Annotated in this window: 18 protein-coding genes; 13 read left to right on the top strand and 5 right to left on the bottom strand. The window is 37.9% G+C overall.

Features of this window, described 5'->3' with window-relative positions; genetic code table 11:
* Window positions 1-119 precede the first annotated feature (119 nt).
* The 9 genes from NOX80_RS08520 to NOX80_RS08560 all read left to right on the top strand — a co-directional run bounded on the left by NOX80_RS08520 (window position 120) and on the right by NOX80_RS08560 (window position 5,149).
* A complete protein-coding gene (locus tag NOX80_RS08520) occupies window positions 120-896 on the top strand; it encodes a 3'-5' exonuclease (RefSeq protein ID WP_256552862.1) in 777 nt (258 codons plus the stop codon).
* 18 nt (window positions 897-914) lie between these two features.
* Window positions 915-1,526 (top strand): fumarylacetoacetate hydrolase family protein, encoded by a 612-nt coding sequence (locus NOX80_RS08525; protein ID WP_256552863.1) that lies wholly within the window; start codon window positions 915-917, stop codon window positions 1,524-1,526.
* Complete coding sequence (locus tag NOX80_RS08530; protein ID WP_256552864.1) at window positions 1,526-1,870, top strand: Hpt domain-containing protein; 345 nt, start codon at window positions 1,526-1,528, stop codon at window positions 1,868-1,870. The genes NOX80_RS08525 and NOX80_RS08530 overlap by 1 nt, the downstream gene beginning before the upstream one ends.
* Before the next feature lie 66 nt (window positions 1,871-1,936).
* Window positions 1,937-3,184, top strand: a complete 1,248-nt coding sequence (locus NOX80_RS08535; RefSeq protein ID WP_256552865.1) for a competence/damage-inducible protein A — start codon at window positions 1,937-1,939, stop codon at window positions 3,182-3,184.
* 79 nt (window positions 3,185-3,263) lie between these two features.
* Complete coding sequence (rpmB, locus tag NOX80_RS08540; RefSeq protein ID WP_136403294.1) at window positions 3,264-3,500, top strand: 50S ribosomal protein L28; 237 nt, start codon at window positions 3,264-3,266, stop codon at window positions 3,498-3,500.
* A gap of 25 nt (window positions 3,501-3,525) precedes the next feature.
* Entirely contained in the window at window positions 3,526-3,708 is a 183-nt protein-coding gene (gene rpmG, locus NOX80_RS08545) for a 50S ribosomal protein L33 (protein ID WP_008253902.1), read from the top strand.
* 9 nt (window positions 3,709-3,717) lie between these two features.
* Window positions 3,718-3,870, top strand: a complete 153-nt coding sequence (locus tag NOX80_RS08550) for a DUF4295 domain-containing protein (protein ID WP_091308981.1) — start codon at window positions 3,718-3,720, stop codon at window positions 3,868-3,870.
* 136 nt (window positions 3,871-4,006) lie between these two features.
* Complete coding sequence (gene ftsY, locus NOX80_RS08555) at window positions 4,007-4,960, top strand: signal recognition particle-docking protein FtsY (RefSeq protein WP_256552866.1); 954 nt, start codon at window positions 4,007-4,009, stop codon at window positions 4,958-4,960.
* A 6-nt stretch (window positions 4,961-4,966) separates the two neighbouring features.
* Entirely contained in the window at window positions 4,967-5,149 is a 183-nt protein-coding gene (locus NOX80_RS08560; protein ID WP_256552867.1) for a hypothetical protein, read from the top strand.
* Window positions 5,150-5,154: 5 nt separating this feature from the next.
* Here NOX80_RS08560 and NOX80_RS08565 read toward each other — a convergent pair whose 3' ends face one another.
* The gene (locus tag NOX80_RS08565) at window positions 5,155-6,246 is read right to left on the bottom strand and encodes a serine hydrolase domain-containing protein (RefSeq protein WP_256552868.1); all 1,092 of its coding nucleotides are present in this window, start codon (window positions 6,244-6,246) and stop codon (window positions 5,155-5,157) included.
* A gap of 121 nt (window positions 6,247-6,367) precedes the next feature.
* On the opposite strand from NOX80_RS08565, the gene NOX80_RS08570 reads away from it, so the two are divergent.
* The 3 genes from NOX80_RS08570 to NOX80_RS08580 all read left to right on the top strand — a co-directional run bounded on the left by NOX80_RS08570 (window position 6,368) and on the right by NOX80_RS08580 (window position 7,731).
* On the top strand, window positions 6,368-6,787 hold the full coding sequence (locus tag NOX80_RS08570) for a lipocalin family protein (protein ID WP_256552869.1): 420 nt from the start codon (window positions 6,368-6,370) through the stop codon (window positions 6,785-6,787).
* A 4-nt stretch (window positions 6,788-6,791) separates the two neighbouring features.
* Window positions 6,792-7,085 carry a DUF721 domain-containing protein gene (locus tag NOX80_RS08575; protein WP_256552870.1) on the top strand — a complete coding sequence of 98 codons (294 nt, stop codon included), beginning with the start codon at window positions 6,792-6,794 and terminating at the stop codon, window positions 7,083-7,085.
* 91 nt (window positions 7,086-7,176) lie between these two features.
* A complete protein-coding gene (locus tag NOX80_RS08580; protein WP_256552871.1) occupies window positions 7,177-7,731 on the top strand; it encodes a hypothetical protein in 555 nt (184 codons plus the stop codon).
* Between the two features lie 44 nt (window positions 7,732-7,775).
* Here NOX80_RS08580 and NOX80_RS08585 read toward each other — a convergent pair whose 3' ends face one another.
* The 4 genes from NOX80_RS08585 to bshC all read right to left on the bottom strand — a co-directional run bounded on the left by NOX80_RS08585 (window position 7,776) and on the right by bshC (window position 13,550).
* Window positions 7,776-9,698: an amidohydrolase gene (locus tag NOX80_RS08585; protein WP_256552872.1), complete on the bottom strand. Its 1,923-nt coding sequence runs from the start codon at window positions 9,696-9,698 to the stop codon at window positions 7,776-7,778.
* Between the two features lie 27 nt (window positions 9,699-9,725).
* Complete coding sequence (locus tag NOX80_RS08590; protein WP_256552873.1) at window positions 9,726-11,159, bottom strand: hypothetical protein; 1,434 nt, start codon at window positions 11,157-11,159, stop codon at window positions 9,726-9,728.
* A gap of 281 nt (window positions 11,160-11,440) precedes the next feature.
* Entirely contained in the window at window positions 11,441-11,860 is a 420-nt protein-coding gene (locus NOX80_RS08595; protein ID WP_256552874.1) for a nucleoside-diphosphate kinase, read from the bottom strand.
* Between the two features lie 100 nt (window positions 11,861-11,960).
* Window positions 11,961-13,550, bottom strand: a complete 1,590-nt coding sequence (gene bshC / locus NOX80_RS08600; RefSeq protein ID WP_256552875.1) for a bacillithiol biosynthesis cysteine-adding enzyme BshC — start codon at window positions 13,548-13,550, stop codon at window positions 11,961-11,963.
* Between the two features lie 558 nt (window positions 13,551-14,108).
* On the opposite strand from bshC, the gene NOX80_RS08605 reads away from it, so the two are divergent.
* The gene (locus tag NOX80_RS08605; RefSeq protein WP_256552876.1) at window positions 14,109-15,500 is read left to right on the top strand and encodes an RtcB family protein; all 1,392 of its coding nucleotides are present in this window, start codon (window positions 14,109-14,111) and stop codon (window positions 15,498-15,500) included.
* The last annotated feature ends 2 nt before the right edge of the window (window positions 15,501-15,502 follow it).

Below are 15,502 nucleotides of genomic sequence, written 5' to 3' on the forward strand. Positions count from 1 at the left end.
GTAGATTAAGAGCATAACAAAAAGACCGTCAAAAAAGATTTTGAAGCGGTCTTTTTTGTTATAAAGCTTTTTGTGTAGTTTCAAAACTGTTATATTTGTAGCTATATCAAATTATAAAAATGGAACTTAAATTAAACAGACCTATTTGTTTTTTTGACCTGGAAACGACCGGAATTGATGTAGCAAAAGACCGAATAGTAGAAATATCGATATTTAAAGTATACCCTAACGGGAATAAAGAAAGTAAAACATGGCTGGTTAATCCGGAAATGCCGATACCGCCCCATTCTACGGCTATTCACGGTATTTCGGATGAAAAAGTAGCGAATGAACCAACCTTTAAACAGTTGTCCGCGCAGGTTTATAACATGATAAAGGATGCCGATCTGGCCGGATTTAATTCGGATCGCTTCGATATTCCGTTGTTGGCTGAAGAATTACTGAGAGCTGAGGTGGATTTCGATATGAAAAACAGAGTGTCAGTTGATATTCAAACAATTTTTCATAAAATGGAAGAACGTACACTTAGTGCGGCTTATAAGTTTTATTGCGGACAAACACTGGATAATGCGCATAGTGCCGAAGCGGATACAATGGCAACCTATGAAATTCTGAAAGCACAGTTAGATCGCTATCCGGAACTGGAAAATGATATCAAAACATTGTCGGAATTTACAACACGTAAAAAGTCGGTGGATTTTGCCGGTTTTATTGCGCTAAACGCTGAAGGACAGGAAATCTTTACTTTCGGAAAGCACAAAGGTGTTTTGGTAGACGAAGTCTTCGATAAAGAACCGGGTTATTTCGGATGGATTCAAAATGCCGATTTCCCGCTGTATACCAAAAAAGTACTAACCGGAATCAAATTGAGAAAACTCAATAATAAATTAAGTTAAACCCTACGCAGCATTTTTATGAAAATTATCTGTATTGGCAGAAACTATACCGAGCATATCGAAGAACTGCAAAACGAACGCCCGGAAGAACCGGTGGTTTTCCTAAAACCGGATACCGCTGTTTTACCAAAGCAATTTCCGTTTGTTATCCCCGAATTCTCTGATGATATACATCATGAAGTTGAAATTTTGATCAAAATAAATAAAGTTGGGAAATATATCGAACCGAAATTTGCGCATAAATATTATGACGAAATCGGACTGGGTATCGACTTTACAGCACGTGATCTGCAATCCCGGTTAAAAGAAAAAGGATTGCCGTGGGAAAAAGCCAAGGCTTTTGACGGATCTGCGGTTATCGGTGATTTTTTGCCGAAAACAGAATTTAATTCATTGGAAAATATTACATTTGAATTAACCAGTAACGGTCAGACGGTGCAAAAAGGAAATACCAGTCATATGCTGTGGAAGATAGATGAACTGATTGCTTATGTATCGCAATACTTTACACTGAAAACCGGTGATATCATTTTTACAGGAACACCGGCCGGAGTAGCAAAAGTAAATCCGGATGACGTACTGGAAGGATTCATAGAAGGAAAACAAATGTTTAGAATACAGGTAAAATAATGGCAATACATTATAACTTATCTAAAGTCTACGAGATTTCAGATAATGATGCCGAATTTGCACAACAGATCATTCATCTGTTTGTGACGGAAATTCCAAACGAAATACGGCTTATCAAAGAAGGAATCGAAGAAAAAGACTTTAACAAGACATACAGTGCCTCCCATAAGATTAAGCCTACGCTGGACCTGATGGGAATGGATTTAGCTTATGATGAAAACCTCCAGATTATGGAGTGGACCAAATCACAAGGGAAAAAGAAAGAAATAAAAGAAGTATTCAAATGTTTGAAAGAACACGTTGATAATACGCTAAAAGAAATTAGAAAAGATTATAATCTATAAGATATCACTTGGAAAAAGGCAAATCAGCACTTCATGATTTGCCTTTGTTCTTTTACAGATCAAAAAATGAAAGCCAGTATTGTTACCATCGGAGACGAAATCCTTATCGGACAGATAGTGGATACCAATTCTTCCTTTATCGCTAAAACACTAGAAAAAATAGGAATAAAAGTACATGAAATGCAATCGGTTTCTGATGATCGGCAGCATATTCTGAATACGCTCTCCGAACAGGAAAGTAAAGTGGATGTTGTGATTATCACCGGAGGTTTGGGGCCGACAAAAGATGATATTACCAAAAAAACACTTTGCGATTATTTCGAAGATGAACTGATTGTTGATGAAGCTGTTTTGGTACATGTAGTGGATATTATCGAAAAAGCATTTAATCGTCCGGCTTCTCAAATCAATAAAGATCAGGCATTGGTACCGTCAAAAAGTACCGTGTTGTTTAACAAAGTTGGAACAGCACCCGGAATGTGGATGGAACGAAACGGAACGGTATTTGTCTCGTTGCCGGGAGTGCCGTATGAAATGAAATACTTAATGGAAAACGAAGTTATTCCGCGACTGATTGCTCGTTTTGACCGGCCGTATATCGTTCATAAAACAATTCTTACCTATGGTGTGGGCGAAAGTCTTTTGGCAGAAAGAATTGAAAACTGGGAAAATAACCTGCCCGAATTCATTAAACTGGCTTATTTACCAAGTCCGGGACGTGTTCGCTTGCGTCTTTCGGCAATGGGAATCGATGAGTTTGTTTTACATCGTGAAATTAAAATTCAGGTGGAAAAACTGGAGTATATTATTAAAAGCGATATCGTAGGTTATGACGATGAGGAAACGCTGGAAGTAATGCTTGGAAAATTGCTAACCGAAAAAGGACTAACTATCGGGACGGCCGAGAGTTGTACCGGAGGAAGTGTTGCGGCAACACTGACGTCTGTTCCGGGTTCATCGGCCTATTTTAAAGGCAGTATTGTAAGTTATGCGACGGAAACAAAAATTAATGTATTGGGAATTCCGTCGGAAATTATCGAAAAACATTCAGTGGTGAGTGCTGCTGTTGCTGAAGAAATGGCGGGAAGAGTGCAAAAAATACTCGGAGTGGATTATGCAATTGCAACTACAGGAAATGCCGGTCCGGCGAAGGGAGATTCGGATGCAAATGTAGGAACCGTTTTTATCGGGATTGCAACTCCCGAAGGTATTTACAGTGAAGAATTTAACTTTGGCCAACCTCGCGAAAAGGTTATAGATAGGGCGGTTAATAAAGCGATGGAAAAAATTTATAAAGAAATTTTAAAAAACTAATCAAAATAGTTTGTGTAATAGGTTTCTTTTTTGTTACTTTGCACCCTGATTTTGAATAACGAATATAAAGATAAGTATAATGTCAAGAGTTTGTGAACTTACAGGTAAAAGAGCGATGGTTGGAAACAATGTTTCTCACGCTATGAATAAAACCAAAAGAAAATTTAGCGTTAACTTAGTTAAGAAACGTTTCTACATTCCTGAAGAAGACAGATGGGTTACTTTACGAGTATCTACTGCTGCTTTAAAAACAATTAATAAAAATGGTATTGCTGCTGTTTTAAAACAGGCAAAAGCAAACGGATTTGTAAAATAATCCTACCTAAATAATATAGATCAAGATGGCAAAGAAAGGTAATAGAATTCAGGTGATTTTAGAATGTACTGAACACAAAACTTCTGGTGTACCAGGAACTTCAAGATACATTACTACTAAAAACAAAAAAAATACTCCAGACAGATTAGAGATTAAAAAGTTCAATCCGATTTTGAAGAGAGTAACTGTTCATAAAGAAATTAAATAATCGTAAGTCATGGCAAAGAAAACCGTAGCAACTTTACAGACAGCTTCAAAAAGATTAACTAAGGCTATCAAGATGGTAAAATCACCTAAAACAGGTGCTTATACTTTCGTTGAGTCTGTAATGTCTCCTGAAGAAGTGGATGAATTCTTAAAAAAGAAATAATTCCGGTATACAATTTATAGAAAAGCTACTTTCGTATGGAAGTAGCTTTTTTATTTTTATATTTGTCGTAAGAATTGTAGGTGAACGATTTTAGCAGCCTGCTTTTTGAAACTGTAATTTAATTGTAAATAATTTAATGAATTTCTTTAAAAAAATATTTTCATCGGAGAAAAAAGAAACTCTTGATAAAGGGTTGGAAAAAACAAAAACTTCCTTTTTCTCCAAACTAACCAAAGCCGTTGCCGGAAAATCAAAAGTGGATGATGAGGTTTTGGATAACCTTGAGGAGATTTTGGTTTCATCAGATGTTGGTGTAAATACCACACTGAAAATCATTGAAAGAATTGAAGCGCGTGTTTCCCGCGATAAATATCTTGGAACGGAAGAATTAAACGGAATATTACGCGAAGAAATTGCCGGGCTATTGTCGGAAACCAATTCCGGTGAAGCCAGCGAATTCGATATTCCTGCGAATAAAAAACCATATGTAATTATGGTTGTGGGAGTAAATGGTGTAGGTAAAACAACAACAATCGGAAAATTAGCGTATCAGTTTAAAAAAGCCGGTTATAAAGTGGTTTTAGGTGCGGCAGATACATTCCGTGCAGCTGCAATCGATCAGTTACAAATCTGGGCAGATCGGGTAGGTGTACCTATTGTTAGACAACAAATGGGAAGTGATCCGGCTTCCGTAGCTTTTGATACATTACAATCTGCTGTAGCGCAAGATGCCGATGTGGTTATTATTGATACTGCCGGACGTTTACATAATAAAGTGGGCTTAATGAATGAGCTGACAAAAGTAAAGCGTGTTATGCAGAAAGTTCAGGAAGATGCACCGCATGATGTATTGTTGGTGTTGGACGGTTCGACCGGGCAAAATGCTTTCGAACAGGCAAAACAGTTTACCGCTGCCACAGAAGTGACCTGTCTGGCTGTAACCAAACTGGACGGAACGGCTAAAGGTGGTGTGGTTATCGGTATTTCCGATCAGTTCCAGATTCCGGTAAAATATATCGGAGTGGGAGAAGGAATTGAAGACCTTCAGGTGTTCAACAAATTTGAATTTGTAGATTCATTTTTCAAATAAAAATAAATGAGCAAGGTAATCGCTTTTTTCAAAAATCTGACACCAATTAAAATGGTGCTCATTAGCGTATTGTTAGGAGGAATAACCGTTTTTATCGAAAAACCATTTCCTAATATTTTTCTCGCATTACGGTTGATAAGTTTTATACTGATGATGTGGGCGATTATCAAATATTTCAATAAAAAATAAAGGCGTTATTCATATAACGCCTTTATTTTTTGCCAGAGTACCTCGTCAAAATCAGACAGAGCCATATTGCTGCCATCGGCGGCATCACCCATTCGGATGATAACCATTTTCATACTGGGAACGATATAGATCTTCTGATCGTTTTTACCAAGTGCCATGTACATGTCTGACGGAGCAGACGGAATAATACTGCCGGTAAACTGAAACTGACTTTGCGGTAAATGGTAACTCGCCTTTCCGTTTAGCCACCATAAATAACCATAAGCCAGATTGATATTTTGAGAAGTTTGGGTTGCTTCATTCCAATAGGCTTCATTTAGAATCTGCTGATTCTCCCATTTTCCTTTGTTTAAGATCAATAACCCAAAACGAGCCATACTTCGCGAATTACTGGAATATACGCTTAATCCGTCTGAAGTATTGGTCCAGATGCCGTTCATTCCTATTTTATCACGTAACCGACTGTTGAAATAACTGGAAAAAGAAGTTTGTGCCGCAGTGGCTACTACATCCTGAAGCTTTACATAAACGTTGTCATAAGCCCAGCGTGTTCCGGAATCGGCAAGATAAGTTAAACAGGCGGGAGTTACACAATCACCGTTACTATTGTCGTCCAACCCGGATGTCATAGTCAACAGATTTTTACAGCTAATCAGGTTTTCTTTGGCTAATGGCGCACTGGTCCATCCGTTGCCGAGATAATCGGAAACCTTGTTATTTATATTTAATAAGCCTTCCTGCTGTGCAATCCCGGTAATCGTAGAGGTTAATGTTTTTCCGGCACTCGCCCAATACCATAAACTGTTAGCGGTATGACCATTAAAATAATTTTCCATTACAATTCGTCCGTTAACCAGAATGATAAAGGATTTACTGTGTTTTAGTTCCAGATAATCCAAAAGAGGTTGTACGGCATTGCTATGCCATCCCAGATCGGAAATACTTTTTGTTTCCCAGGTCGTATTTCCGGAAGTAACCGGTGGGAAATATAAATTTTCTGTTGGAATTACCGGAGTCGTTTCCGATACAACTTCGTTTTCCGAACTGCAACTCATTAATGAAAAAAGAGTTAGCGCCGAAAGGAATATTGTTCTCATATAGGTTGGTGTTTCTGTTAAGACTAAGCAGTTGTTAAATGGTTTAAAGCTACTTGTTTTTTTGTTCTAAAGTTGTATTTGTCCCGTTTTAAAAGGTAAATTTGTAAAAAATGTTGAACTCATGAAAAAAATAATTGCAGTAGTACTTTTTGGACTCACTTTTACGGCATGTCAGAAAAAAATAGACGATGCAGCGATTGCGAAAATCAACGGTTATTGGGAAATTGAAGAGGCTATTATGCCCGATGGCGGTAAAAAAGAATACACTGTAAATCCTACGATTGACTATTTTGAAATTAAAGATAATAAAGGCTTTCGTAAAAAAGTTATGCCGCAACTGGACGGAACCTATCTGGTTAGTGAGTTAGATGAGAAATTAGCGGTTATAAAGGAAAATGATCATGTGTATCTGAAATATACAACTCCTTATGCAAAATGGAAAGAAGAGTTGGTTAAGGTAACAGATGAAGAGTTGGTGTTAAAAAATGAACACGACATGGAATACCACTACAAAAAAGCAACTTCATTTTCTATAAAATAAAAACATGGCAAAACGGTTTGAAGAATCCCCGATATCGGATGTATTAAAACAATTTATTCAGGACAATAAGCTACAGGGCGGCATGGACAAAATCGATGTACGCGATGCCTGGAAAAACCTGATGGGTAATGGGGTGAATAATTATACAACCGAAATCATGTTAAAGGGGACCACGCTCTATGTCGCTTTATCGTCTGCGGTTTTACGCGAAGAATTAAGCTACGGTAAAGAAAAAATCATCAAGATGATCAATGAAGAGTTGAGACGCGATCTGGTAAAAGAGATCGTGTTGCGCTAGAAGGAAGGATTGAATTGTTACGACTACATATAGCTTTAAAATTTTTTGATCAATATAAATGATAAAGGCACTTGCAAAAAAAATCTCATTGTTGAGTTTTGTAATACTGATGTTACCCTTTTTTCAAACTTGTTCCGATAAAAATATTATCCATAATAGATTTTTAAAAGACGGGCCTGCATTGGAAATGATTTCCTCATTCCCGGAAAAAGAAATAAAGGCAAATGAAAAGGAATATCATTTGTCATCCGGTGAATTGTTTCAGTTAAAGGAACAGGCGATTGAGACCTTTTTAAAGAAGAAAAAGGAATTAACCTATAATGGTTACGAAATGAGTTTTTTCAGAACGGATACCGGTGATAATCGTTTCAGTTTAGAATATGCTTTCTTTACAATAATTATATTGCTTTGCGGATTACAATCATTTTCCTTGTTTAAGGAAAGATATGTCCTGTCTGTTATTTCGGGCTTGATTACTATTGTTTTATCAGTTGGGGCGCTATTATTTCTTTATCTCTGCGAAATTTTAGAAGATAGTAATCAGGTAAAATACGGTTATTATCTTTTTGTGTTACAGCTCGTATTGTTGCTCTATATGTCCTTCAAACTGAAAATGACAGAAAATAACAATAGCAGTAAAGTATAACAAAAAAGCAGGATTTTCATCCTGCTTTTTCATGATCAGAAAACCTAAACGGTCTCTGAAACGGTTATTTCCACCTTTTTATGATGCACTTTTACGCCGCCTTTCCAGGTTTCCAGTACAGCAACGTCGCGCAATTTTTTATAGTACTCTTTCATCGTTAACGGATCTTGTTCCAGGATCACGAAATCAGCAAAATAACCATTGTCTAACGAACCGGTCCAATGTTCCGCATGGCATTGCCAAGCAGCGTCATACGTTACCGAAAGTAAAGCTTGTTCCGGAGTTAAACATTCTTCCGGATTTAATACTTTATTCGGATAACTATCCGGAGCGGCTTCCATCATACGGGTAATGGCTTGTTCCATCATTCGTAACGGACCAATCGGACTTACAGAATAATCCGTGTGTAGCGAGATTCGCAATCCGGCATCGACTGAGGAACGGCACAAATCCAGTTTTTCTACTTTCTCTTCAAAAATAGCTTCTTTAAACGGATAACCGTAATAACCAACGTGTCCGATCAGGAAACTAGGTACAATACCCAACGCTTTCATTTCTAAAATCTGATGCTGTTCCAAAATGGAGCAGTGCTCAATACGATGTCTGCGATCATCTACCTTCTTTGTCTTAAAAGCATCGGCATATACTTCAATCGCAAATTTTACAGCTAAATCACCATTGGCATGAATCATTAACGGCCATTCTTTTTCCGCTACAACCGTTTTTACGATGTCACTGTATTCCTGAGTCGGTTTCATCGGATGAGGATGTTTACTGTCTTTAGCAAAGTTAAACACTCCGTAATTGTTAGCCGGATAACAGCAATACGGTTCCGATTGAAATCCGGTTAATCCTTGATTCGAACCGTCTGAAATGATCTTAACACTTCCGAAATACAAATCTTTGTATTCTTTTATAGGAGCGAATGTCGGTAGCTTTTTAGCGTCATCAAGACTTAAGCACGTTTGAGCCGCGCCGATTCGGACTTTTTTCTGATGAAAATCGAGATAAAGCTGTAGCAGAAGTTGTTGTACTGGTGTCATTCCGGCATCATACATAAAGGTTACACCTCGTTTTACAGCGGTATCAAATATTTCTTCCAGATGTTTAAAAGAAGAAAGAGCTGACTCTCCAATCTGTAAGATCGGAAAGCATTTTAAGGCCGGTCCGATTTGCTCGGTTTCTTGTAACTGCCCGTTAGTTTGCTTCTGATATTCCTCGAAAGAACCATACTGTTTTTGTACACTTTCGTTTTTATCGTAAATTTTACGCATTGCGGCTGTATTGACGTAGGCCGTATGCATAGACGCACTCATGATAAATACCGGATAATCCGGAACAATTTTATCAAAATAGGTATAATCAAAAGTAACCAGCTTATTTAATAATCGCGGGGAATCCGTTTTTTCGAATGGCATAAATGCCGGATCAAGATTACATCCCAATATCCAGTAACCCTTTTCAAGCTTGGTTTTGTTTTGCGTTACATAATCGGATATATCCTTTTTCAGTGTATTTAGATCATATTCCTTTTTTAGATCTTGCTCTTTATATGGGGTCAGATCCAGCCAGCTACCTAAAATGGCCGATGGTACCAGGTGAACGTGCGGTTCGATTAAACCCGGTAATAAGGTATGACCGGGTTTTAATTCCTGAGTTCTGAAATGATGTCCCGTTTTCTCCATAGCAGCAGTTACATCCGATAGCGTACCGGAAGCCACAACTTTTCCTTTGTGAAATCCGATGGCATCTACTCTGTCTGTGTTTCCGTTGATCAAAGGGCGAATGACACCGCCGTAGAAAAGGACTGATTCTTCTAGCGGATCATTAAAAAGCACTTTGTCTGCCGATAATTTTTTCATAAGCTCCGGAGCGAAAAGCTCAGCTTCCAGAATTTTTAAAACCGGGTTGTTGCAACCGCAATGGGTACAACCCTGATGAATGTGATCGTGATCGTGATGGTGCATACTATTGAGATTTGGGGTTAATACAAGTTATTTTTTGGTATTGATATTGCTCTGAATTGACCAGGCAAAATCAAGTTGTATCTGATTACGGAAGAAGCTCATGTCTTTCATATCGATATATTGATCAGCAGTGTAAACATTACCCTGAACTGTAGCCAAAGCATGACAACTCATACAGTTGGTTTGTACTCCATACTGGAAATTCGGATTTAGCTGATTATTACTACCGGTAAATACGCCCGGACCGAAAGAACCTTCCAGATAAGGATTAAATGAAATGATACTTCTTACTCCTTTGTTAGTTCCGCCGGTAATCGGTTGGTTAGGCCATACCATAGCATACGATGTTGAAAGCGCATAATTAGCGGCTGCTCCTTTAATCTGTTGCGGACGTAGTTTAGCATTGAAAGAAGAACTTGGCGCAAACGGATTGTCTTTGTCGTAGCTCCAGAAATAAGTTTGCCAGGTCCAGTTGTTGATTTCTTTGGTTCCTACGTGCATGGCAACCAGTAATATATAATCGCCGGCTTTGAATTTTCGTTTATTGCTTTTTTGGTTTTTGTTCAGATAAGCAGCCATCCCGGCATCAATCTGATCGTTAATGAATTCATTCAGGTTACAAGTAGCGGCTGCCATTTGTGCCGGAGTTGGAGTTTGTGTTGTAACCGGAACAATCTTTTTGTTTTTAGCCTGTTTGTTGCTGGTGTCTACGTAAATATAGGTTTGCCAGTCATCATAGCCATATACTTTGGCCGGTTTCGGTGTTCCGGGCCAAACCGGTACGCGGATAAAACCGTTTTGATCGACATCACTGGCAAAATAAGTCGGTTTAGTGGTGATTCCTTTAGTTGGGAATCCGGGGATGCTTCCGATACCGTTGTTCACCGCATATTTGTTTAATACCGATTGGTTGAAGATTAGGTTTTGGGTGGCATAACAAGCAGCTTCCGGATTATAGGAAACCGTTTCAAAGATGTTTGTTACTGTATCAAGAACGGCTTTTTTGTTGGCAAATAATTGAGCATGTACAAACTGTTTCGGTACTTCCAATGCACTTCTTTCTTTTTTAATCTGATTACAGCCGCCTTCTTTATTTCCGTCGGCTGCCATTTGAGCCAGTTCTTTTACGCTCATCCAGGTTTCAAAAACCAATAGCGAATCACCGTTAAAAACCTGTCCGGATTGTGAAGTCAAACCGGCCCATAGTCCCCAGGCATGTCGGGCGATACTGGCTGTATCCTGTTTGTTTAACCATCCGTAAATTGCAGTAGAATCTTCAGGAAAATTAAAGCCCGGAATCTTTAAATCGCTTGGAAATTCAACAGGTTTAATGATAGGAGCTGAGCCTAATAATCCGGCATCCGGAGTAGTGTTCTTCTTGCAGGAAATGGCCATTCCGGTTACGGTCAGGGCAACCAGAACACCAAAAGAAATGGTCTTGATGGGTAGTAGTTTTTTCATGTTTGTTTTAGATTTGGTTAGTATTTATACGTTTTGTTTTTGTTGAATAGCTTATTCTGTATTACACTTAAATGACAAATGCATAATTTTAATTATGCAATTTGTATTGCGTTTTTATCATTGAATAAGGCATTTTGTAAAATTAAAGGCTTGGGGAAACCTATGAAAGCGTATAATTACGCGTTTTTTAACCTTTCGAGTAATAAAAGGCAAAAACGAAAGTAAGAGGTATAAAAAAAGCCGTTCCAAAAGGAACGGCTTTGCTATAAGATATTTTGAGATTAGAATTGCTCTCTTCCTGCAAAATGGAAAGCACTTTCGATAGCAGCATTCTCATCGCTGTCAGATCCGTGAACTGCATTTTCTCCGATTGAAGTAGCATATTTTTTACGGATAGTTCCTTCAGCAGCTTCAGCCGGGTTTGTAGCACCGATTAAAGTACGGAATTCTTCAACTGCATTGTCTTTTTCAAGGATAGCAGCTACGATCGGACCTCTTGACATGAACTCAACTAACTCACCGTAGAAAGGTCTTTCACTGTGAACAGCGTAGAATTTCTGAGCATCAGCTACAGTTAATTGCGTTAATTTCATTGATACGATTCTGAAACCTGCTTCAGTGATCATGTTAATAATTCCTCCGATGTGTCCTTTTTCAACAGCATCAGGCTTAATCATAGTGAATGTTCTATTCGTTGCCATTTTGATTTGTTTAAATTTTTCGCAAAAGTAATTTTTTAAGCTAAATAATCGGCTATCTTTTCTATTGAAATTTTAAAAATAGTAAAGAATCGTGATTGTTTTATAAGGTTATAACCGTGAAATCCTGTTCTAATGGCTTAAGTTGACGGAATAATTCGGGGATCAGATTTTCTCCGTACTCCAGATAAAACTCTGAAAAATTTGCAATTCGCTCCTGTAAATTCTGATTTGGAAAAAGCTCGTTCTGAAGTGATGTAATACGACTTAACTGTTCGTGATGATTTCTTTTTTCGGCTTTTAATAATCGTTTTTCCAGATTGTCTAATCCTTTAAGTTGTTTCTTTTCCTGAGCATTAACGGCTCCTGAAAACGATGGATCTGTTTGATTAGCGATCTCACGTAATTTTGCAAATTGTTGTTCCAGGTGTGCTCGCTGTTCGGAAAAGTCAATGGTGAATTCGGAAAATCCGGCTACTTTTTCATTGATCAAATCTGGTTGTTTTTTAAATAAATCAGCCCAGGATAACCCCAATTTGTCTGCTTTTTGCGCTTGTTTTTGTGTTGCCAGTAAAGCAGAATTTCGCAATAATAAAATTGGAAAAGGTATTCCGGAAGCCTCAAAAAATGATTTTAATTCCAACCAATAAGCCAATTCACCTCCGCCACCGATATAAGCTAAATTGGGTAAAATGACTTCCTGATATAACGGCCGCATAATAACATTCGGACTAAATTTTTCCGGACATCGTTCCAATTCATCTAAAATTTCTTCGGTTGTAAACCAGCGTGAAGTACCGTTAACGAAGTATTTTCCGTTTTCATAAACAATTCGTTCACGCAACTGATCTTCAATATAAAAAAGATTGATTTCTCTTGGATTTACCTGTATGTTGTAGGCTTTTAGTAAGTCGGAAGTAGCCGTAACATTTTGAAACGAAGTCTGTTCCAAAAGTTCCTGTTTTACATACGGAATAAATTCTCGTTTTAATGCTTCGTTATCGCCGTCAATAATAACCAATCCTTGTTCTTTAAAAAGTTCATTCGCAAGATATCGGGTTGCATCGGCCAGATTGGTATGTTTTAAATAAGCATTTTTAAACAGTTGACGCAGGGATTCAGCATTATTTCCGATGCCTAATTCTTTAGAAAAAACATCAAAAACACTGTCAAGTCCTTCGGTTGAAAGTCGACCTACAGGTCCTGAACTGTCCCGGTTCCATTTGATCTTCTTACTCTTAAAATTAAAATAATTAATTTCTTCAAAATCGTGGTCTTCGGTTGCCATCCAGTATACCGGAACAAAATGATAAGTAGGATAAGCCGCTTTTAATTCCTTTGTCAGATTGATCGTAGAAATGATTTTATAAAGAAAATATAACGGTCCGGTGAAAAGATTTAGCTGATGACCGGTTGTTATGGTAAATGTATTTTCGTCTTTTAATAGGGTAATATTTTGAAGAGTGGCTGCTGAAGCAGTCGTTGCAGCATATTGCTTTTCGAGAACATCGGCAAGTTTATTTCGATGATCGGAACTAAAATGAGCCGCTTTTTCTTCCAGTTGGTTTCTGAAATTTTCCAGGGTCGGAAAACGATGATATAAGGACTGTGTTTCTGTTTTTTTATCTAAATAATCAACAATTAATCGGGTGAAATAATTGGATTCTTGATAGCTGATACAGTCAGTAGGCATAATATAATAGCGTTATAGAGGTGTAAATTTTTATAAAAAATAAAGGTAAATATAATGACTTTTTAATCTCACAAGTTATTGTTAATTTTTTTGAAAGGCAATAATAGCGGCTTCTACGATAGGTTTTTTTAGTTTTTATTTAAAAAATAGAGAAAGTATTGATTTGAAAATGAATAGGTTTTAAAGTAGGATTAGCAAAATAGTTCGGAAATATTAGGAAATGTCAAAAACATTTTGCAAAATTTGCAAAGTGAAAATTTAATAACCTTTTAAAAACGAAGAAAAAATGTTTGTAATGCAATCATCTCTTATCAGTCAGACGCCAAAGCATGGTGTGGCTGTTCTTCGTGGTTTTGCTCAATCCTAGAAATTACTTTTCAAGATAGCAAAGCCCGAAGACAATATGTTTCGGGCTTTTTTGTATACCTTTTACTCTAAAGTTCCCGGTTTAGCCCTTTAATTTATCCGAAAGCGGATAAAATGTTACGCAAAATATTCAGTATTTCTCAGAATTACTGCACTGTTGTTTGCGTTCCAAAAAAATCAAAGAATAAAACAATGGGAAATAAATTATCCGGGAAAGACTTGATTAAACTAGGCTTTCCTAAAGACAACAGCATAAATATTGCCTTGGGGCAAATTAACAGATATAGAAAAAGAGAAAAAAAAGAGAGCATTTTAACGGAAGCAAAAGAAGTATTGCTGTCTCCGGAAAAATTCAAAAATCACGGTACCTGGGGAAAAGTAGCTGAGGGATTGGTTAATCCGGTTCAGGTAAAGATGCAACAACTGAAAACGACTCGAGCTCCCTTTTCGATTTTCGGTGAAAATGAAATTGATCAACAGGCGAAGTTTCAATTGTATGATGCTTTGAAATTACCGATTTCGGTTGCCGGAGCTTTAATGCCGGATGCGCATTCCGGATATGGATTACCAATCGGTGGTGTATTGGCAACAGATAACGCCGTAATTCCTTACGGAGTAGGTGTTGACATCGGATGTCGTATGAGTCTGTCCATTTTTGATTTATCGGCTTCTTTTATAAAAGGAAGGGATCAGCAATTGCAATCCATTTTGGCGGATCATACCAAATTCGGAATGTATGAAACGCATCAGATCAAAGCGGATCATGAGATTTTTTCCAGGTCGGAGTTCCGGGATATTCCTTTTGTAAAAGGATTATTGGATAAGGCTTATAAGCAATTGGGGACTTCCGGAGGCGGGAATCATTTTGTAGAATTCGGAATCGTAAAACTGGACACGGTATTGCCGGAATGGAAAATACAGCCGGGCGACTATTTTGCTGTATTATCCCATAGCGGATCACGCGGATTAGGAGCAAATATTGCAAAACAGTACACGTATCTGGCTACAAAACAGTGTCCGTTACCTAAAAATGTACAGCATCTGGCCTGGCTGGATCTGAATACGCATGACGGACAGGAATACTGGATGGCTATGAATTTGGCCGGTGATTATGCTAAAGCTTGTCACGATGATATTCACAGACGAATTGCTAAGATACTGGGGAAAAGAGTCGTGGTAACAATTGAAAATCACCACAACTTTGCATGGAAAGAATTTCATGACGGAAAGGAATGTGTTGTACATCGTAAAGGAGCAACTCCGGCTGCCGAAGGACAACTCGGGATTATTCCCGGTTCGATGACAGCTCCCGGTTATATTGTGATGGGGAAAGGAAATCCGGAAAGTCTTAATTCAGCTTCACATGGAGCCGGAAGGGTGTTTTCCAGAGCAAAATGCAAAACAATGTTTACACAAAGTGACATTAAAAAAGAACTTAAAAAGCACGAAGTAACCCTGATAGGAGGGAATATTGATGAAGCTCCGATGGCCTATAAGGATATTATGAAGGTGATGGGGAACCAACAGGAATTAGTCAGTGTAATGGGAACATTTACACCGAAAATCGTGCGAATGGACAAATAACA

The organism is Flavobacterium cerinum, assembly GCF_024496085.1.
In the GTDB taxonomy this organism is placed as follows: domain Bacteria; phylum Bacteroidota; class Bacteroidia; order Flavobacteriales; family Flavobacteriaceae; genus Flavobacterium; species Flavobacterium cerinum_A.